The 4,563-nt window shown below is 61.6% G+C and carries 9 protein-coding genes; 4 read left to right on the top strand and 5 right to left on the bottom strand.

The window, feature by feature from the left end:
• Positions 1-1,095 (top strand): IS3 family transposase (locus ACIQ2E_RS12630; protein ID WP_398331085.1); only part of this gene is annotated, 1,095 nt, incomplete at its 5' end.
• Here ACIQ2E_RS12630 and ACIQ2E_RS12625 read toward each other — a convergent pair.
• Complete coding sequence (locus tag ACIQ2E_RS12625; protein WP_398331082.1) at positions 1,055-1,282, bottom strand: transposase; 228 nt, start codon at positions 1,280-1,282, stop codon at positions 1,055-1,057. The two genes, ACIQ2E_RS12630 and ACIQ2E_RS12625, sit on opposite strands and share 41 nt — an antisense overlap.
• A gap of 388 nt (positions 1,283-1,670) precedes the next feature.
• On the opposite strand from ACIQ2E_RS12625, the gene ACIQ2E_RS12620 reads away from it, so the two are divergent.
• Complete coding sequence (locus ACIQ2E_RS12620) at positions 1,671-1,826, top strand: hypothetical protein (protein ID WP_398331079.1); 156 nt, start codon at positions 1,671-1,673, stop codon at positions 1,824-1,826.
• A 47-nt stretch (positions 1,827-1,873) separates the two neighbouring features.
• Here ACIQ2E_RS12620 and ACIQ2E_RS12615 read toward each other — a convergent pair whose 3' ends face one another.
• A complete protein-coding gene (locus ACIQ2E_RS12615) occupies positions 1,874-2,287 on the bottom strand; it encodes an integrase core domain-containing protein (RefSeq protein ID WP_398331076.1) in 414 nt (137 codons plus the stop codon).
• 11 nt (positions 2,288-2,298) lie between these two features.
• On the opposite strand from ACIQ2E_RS12615, the gene ACIQ2E_RS12610 reads away from it, so the two are divergent.
• On the top strand, positions 2,299-2,622 hold the full coding sequence (locus tag ACIQ2E_RS12610; RefSeq protein ID WP_398331074.1) for a DDE-type integrase/transposase/recombinase: 324 nt from the start codon (positions 2,299-2,301) through the stop codon (positions 2,620-2,622).
• A gap of 203 nt (positions 2,623-2,825) precedes the next feature.
• Here ACIQ2E_RS12610 and ACIQ2E_RS12605 read toward each other — a convergent pair whose 3' ends face one another.
• Genes ACIQ2E_RS12605 through ACIQ2E_RS12595 form a run of 3 tightly spaced genes read right to left on the bottom strand, consistent with a single transcriptional unit; the run spans position 2,826 to position 4,290 of the window.
• On the bottom strand, positions 2,826-3,356 hold the full coding sequence (locus ACIQ2E_RS12605; RefSeq protein ID WP_398331072.1) for an ISAs1 family transposase: 531 nt from the start codon (positions 3,354-3,356) through the stop codon (positions 2,826-2,828).
• Between the two features lie 2 nt (positions 3,357-3,358).
• Positions 3,359-3,988 (bottom strand): ISAs1 family transposase, encoded by a 630-nt coding sequence (locus ACIQ2E_RS12600; protein WP_398331069.1) that lies wholly within the window; start codon positions 3,986-3,988, stop codon positions 3,359-3,361.
• Between the two features lie 53 nt (positions 3,989-4,041).
• Entirely contained in the window at positions 4,042-4,290 is a 249-nt protein-coding gene (locus tag ACIQ2E_RS12595; protein ID WP_398331066.1) for a transposase, read from the bottom strand.
• Between the two features lie 76 nt (positions 4,291-4,366).
• Between ACIQ2E_RS12595 and ACIQ2E_RS12590 the strand changes: the two genes are divergently transcribed.
• Positions 4,367-4,528, top strand: a complete 162-nt coding sequence (locus ACIQ2E_RS12590; RefSeq protein ID WP_398331088.1) for a hypothetical protein — start codon at positions 4,367-4,369, stop codon at positions 4,526-4,528.
• Positions 4,529-4,563: the final 35 nt, after the last annotated feature.

Genomic DNA, 4,563 nt, shown 5'->3' with positions numbered 1-4,563 from the left:
GGAAGGCTGACCAGCGCCGCTCACCGGCGCAAGGCGATCGAGCTGATCAGCGAGGCGCATGCTGCTGGCGCAGGCTTGGTCAGCGCTTGCAGCGAGATCGGTATCTGCCTGCGCACACTCAAGCGATGGCGGAAGGCCTTGATCGGTGATGGCGATGGTCACGATCGCCGCAAAGGCAGCCCACGCCTGATCTCGCACAAGCTGAGCGAGGAGGAGCGCCAACGCATCCTGCTTACCTGCAACCAGGCGGAGTACGCCTCACTGCCACCAGGACAGATCGTGCCAGCTCTTGCCGATCAGGGGCTGTACATCGGCTCGGAGAGCAGCTTTTACCGGGTACTCCATGCCCATGGCCAGGTTCACCGTCGCGGTCGTGCAAGGCCACCACAGGAACCGCGCCCCGTTCCACGGCTCAGGGCCTCAGGAGCAAACCAGGTGTGGAGTTGGGACATCACCTATCTACCCACCACCGTGCGCGGGATCTGGCTTTACCTCTACCTGGTGATCGACGTCTGGAGCCGCAAGGTGGTGGCCTGGGATGTGGCTGAACGTGAGGATCCAGCCATTGCAGCGGATCTGGTGAGCAGGGCCTGCATGAGAGAGCGGATCAGCAAGGGCCGCAAGCAACCGCTGATCCTGCACGCCGATAACGGCAACGCCATGCGCGCAGCCACGCTGGAAAGCCGGTTGGAAGAACTGGGCGTGCTCAGGTCTTTCTCGAGACCAAGAGTGTCCAACGACAACCCCTACTCGGAATCGCTGTTCAGGACGGTGAAGTATCGGCCTGAATACCCCCGCAAGCCATTTGCCTCCAAAGACCAGGCCTGTCAGTGGGTGGCGGCGTTCGTCGACTGGTACAACCACCAACACCGCCACAGCGGCATCAAATTCGTGACGCCCCAGCAACGTCACGATGGCCAGGCCGTGGAGATCAGTCGCCACCGCGCTGTCGTCTACGAACGAGCCCGACAGCTCAATCCAAGGCGCTGGTCACGATCAACCAGGTGTTGGCGTCAACCGGAGGTGGTCTGGATCAATCAGCCGACGGATGAGCTCAATGAACCAGGGCCGCTACCTTTGGTGCAGGCCGCCTGAAAGGCAGCCCAGGAGTGACACCTTTCCTGAAAGTCACCTCTCCCTGCAAACGCCAGGTCTTCCTCCAGTTGTAGAGCGTGACCACGTGGACTCCCAGCTCTGCCGAGATCTGGGCCACGCTCTGCCGATGTGGCGGACTCATCCGCCTTCTCACATCAGCTTTGACCGCCTCGCTGTAGCGACGCATAGCTCTGCTCCATAAAGCCACCCTGGTGAAAATTGAGCGGAATGGAGAGGCGTCAACTTTGCTGGCAGAGGGGGGCTCCGGAGCAGAATTCAGGGCCGTGCATATCGCGCACCAGGCTTCTGGCAGCGGTCAACCTGATTGACGCGGCGACAACAACGATCAAGAAAGAACCGCTCAAGAGGCTGGCATCTTCTCGCTTTATCAGCAGCCTCTAAGGGTTACAGGAATTGGAAGCTAATTTATTCTGCATAGACCAGTCACATACGCTCTTTCATAAATGCAAGAATCTAAATGAGCAAGCCAATAGGCCATCGCTTTAATTGGAGCAGTCTTTGTTGGCACTGGGATCACTGTACTAGCTTCTTGCAACACCTGATCCCTGAGGTGGGTGGGAGGGCAGCACCGCAGCACCCAGCGCCATGGGGGAAAGGTCGTCGATATCGAAGAGGCCAAGCTGCGCCAACGCCTCCGGGAAATCGCCGCTGAGCACATCCGCTGGGGCCGGCGCATGGCTCACCGCCTGTTGCGGCGGGAGGGCTGGTGACGTGACCCCCTTTATCGGCCCAGGCTTATGAGAGTGGGTGGTCGTGATCATGCTGCAGCTCCTGGTTGAGCTGCCTCCAGGGGCGTACGCCCCTGGGGGGCCGAATGCGGCCTGAACGTGTTGTACTCCCAGCGCCAGCGATCAGCCAGGAGTTGAGCCTCGGGAGCTGTTGTGAACAGCTCGGTGTTGAGGAACTCATCACGGAACCGTCCGTTGAACGATTCGGCAAAGCCGTTCTCCCATAGGGATCCTGGCTCGATGTAGGCCGTGCTGGTGGTGTCGCTGGCCTCGCACCAATCGCGTAGGGCCTGGGCGATAAATTCCGGCCCATTGTCATACCGGATGAACGTCGGCGCCGGATAGACGCTGGTCAGCTCTTCCAGCACGGCCACCACGTCCTTGGCCTTGCAGCGCCGACCCACCCGGATGGCGAGGCAAAGGCGGCTGTGTTCGTCGATCACCGGTGTGGGCCATGGATTTCCAGTTCGATGCCACGGCCGACGGCCGCAGACTCAAGTTCCTCAACGTGATCGATGAGCACAGCCGCCTCTGCCTGGCGATCCGAGTCGGCAGGCGCTGCAAGGCCAAAGACGTGGTGGCGGTGCTGGAGGAGCTCACCACGGTGTACCCGGCACCGGCGTACATCCGCAGCGACAACGGTCCCGAGTTCATCGCCCACGCCCTCAAGCGCTGGGCAGAAAGCAAGACCACCGCAACGGTCTACATCCAGCCAGGATCACCGTGGCAGAACGGCTTTGCCGAGTCGTTCAACGGGCGGTTCCGCAGGGCCTATTAGAAGTCTGTCCTGGTAGGACTGGCTGGCCGCGCATCCACTCAGCGCCGCTAATCCATTCTCCCGCAGCTGGCTGGCTTTTTCAGCAGCCTCCTAATGGAGTAGCAGCTTTAAAGATGCAATGCGCCGCCTACGTAGTTGACACCGGGCAGTCGCCCACCGGGTGGGGGGGCGGGGGGGGTGACAGGGCTGCCTAAAAGTATGAATCAAGTCGTGGCCCCAGCCATCGTCACGCCTCCCAGCGTCAGCATTCCCTTGATGTCGTAGGCCAGCTCCCGCAGGCCCTGGCGAATCGAGCGGTAGCCGCCCCGCAGCAGCAGGTTCATCACGATGGTGCGCAGGAAGGCGAACACCGGAGCCCCGATGCGGTTCGCGTAGCGATGGGCGTCCTCACCCAGTTGAGCGTCGCGGGCCCAGTGCCACTCGTTCTCAATGCTCCAGCCCTGCCGGATCAGGCGCAGCAAGGCTTCTGGAGTGGTGCGCACGCTGGTGAGGAACAGGTGTCGCCGCACGCTGCGCTTGCCCTTGCGGGTCAGCGTGTCGGTGATTACCTCCACGATCCAGGCACTGCCCGGCCAGTTGGCCTTGATGTGCTCCGAGGCCTCTCTGGCCCGTAGCTCCCAGACGGTGTCGCGCCCATGGCGCTTCTCGTGATCCGTTGCCGTGAACGGGATGTGACGCTTTCCCTGGAACTGGCAGCCGACCTGGCGGTGAAGGGTCTTCTGGTTGGATTTCACGGTCAGGAGTACGTCGGCCCCCTGGGAGAGGCACCACCGAAAAACGACCGGGTGGTGTGGAGTGCATCCGCCTGGATCAGAACGCCGTCCAGATCCAAGCTGCACAGCAGCTCTTTGAGGGCGGCACGCTCACTGGATTCATGCGTGTCGTAGGCCTTCTGGGCCAGGGCGACGCCCAGAGCGCGGGCGTACACCGTGACCTGGGCGACAAAGCGGTGGTTGCCATCATCGGTCTCGATGGCTGAGCCCCGCAGGGTCTTGCCGTCACAGACCAACTGGTCCAGACCGTCAGCCCCGCCTGGGATCTGGCTGATCATCCAAGCTTGCAGCACCTGGCCAAATTCCTGGAGATGGGCCTTATTGAACAGGTAGAGGAAGGTGGCATCCGAGGGCCAGCGCTTGAACTCCAGGCCGAGCGCCTGATTCAACGCCTCACGGTGCCGCCTGGCGAACGCATCGAGATCTCGGGAACTGCGGCAGCCACTCAGGATCCCGAGCACGGCTACCAGCAGCAGGAACCATTGCGGGTAACGCACCCCACGCCGGTACCGACCATCGGGGATGGCCTTGAGGAAGCTGATCAGGTCATCCGGTGCGGGCTGATCAACTGCAGCAGAACGGGTTTCGGGCATGGGGGGCACTGAGACCCGCCGACCAAACCCAATGCTGACAGCAGCGCCAATGGCTATCGGGACAGACTTTTAGGCGGCCCTGAGGTCGCCCACCTGGGTGTGAGCACCCGCTCGCGATAGCCGTTGCGGTGGCCAAGGCGCTCCTCGCTGCACTCGGAGCGCTCAGCACCTAGCACGGCGGCGACCTCCAGCTCAATCAGCTGCTGCAGGCCATGGCGCACCAGTTCAGGGATCAGCTCTCCGGCTGTGCTATCGTCCGACAGGGGCGTCAGTGTAGAGGCACCACAATCAATCTTAGGCATGGTTCGTCTGATTGGGTAAGACTCAAACCAGGGTCACGGGCCTGCCCACTCCCTGCAACAACGGCCGCTGAGCCGGGTGCCTGAGCTGCGCGCGGGCCTGCCCGCCGCCATCTACGAGCAGGCGGCGTTTTGCTCCATGTGCGGACCCAAGCACTGCACGATGCAAACCAAGATCACCGATAAGGATATGGAGGGTCTGGAGCATGTGCTGGTAAAGCAGACTTCTCTCATGCAATAATCCAACCTATATCTCTTTGCACTACTAATGAAAAT

The organism is Vulcanococcus sp., from assembly GCF_044369115.1.
GTDB lineage: Bacteria > Cyanobacteriota > Cyanobacteriia > PCC-6307 > Cyanobiaceae > Vulcanococcus.
This window is presented reverse-complemented; position numbering and strand designations above follow the sequence as displayed.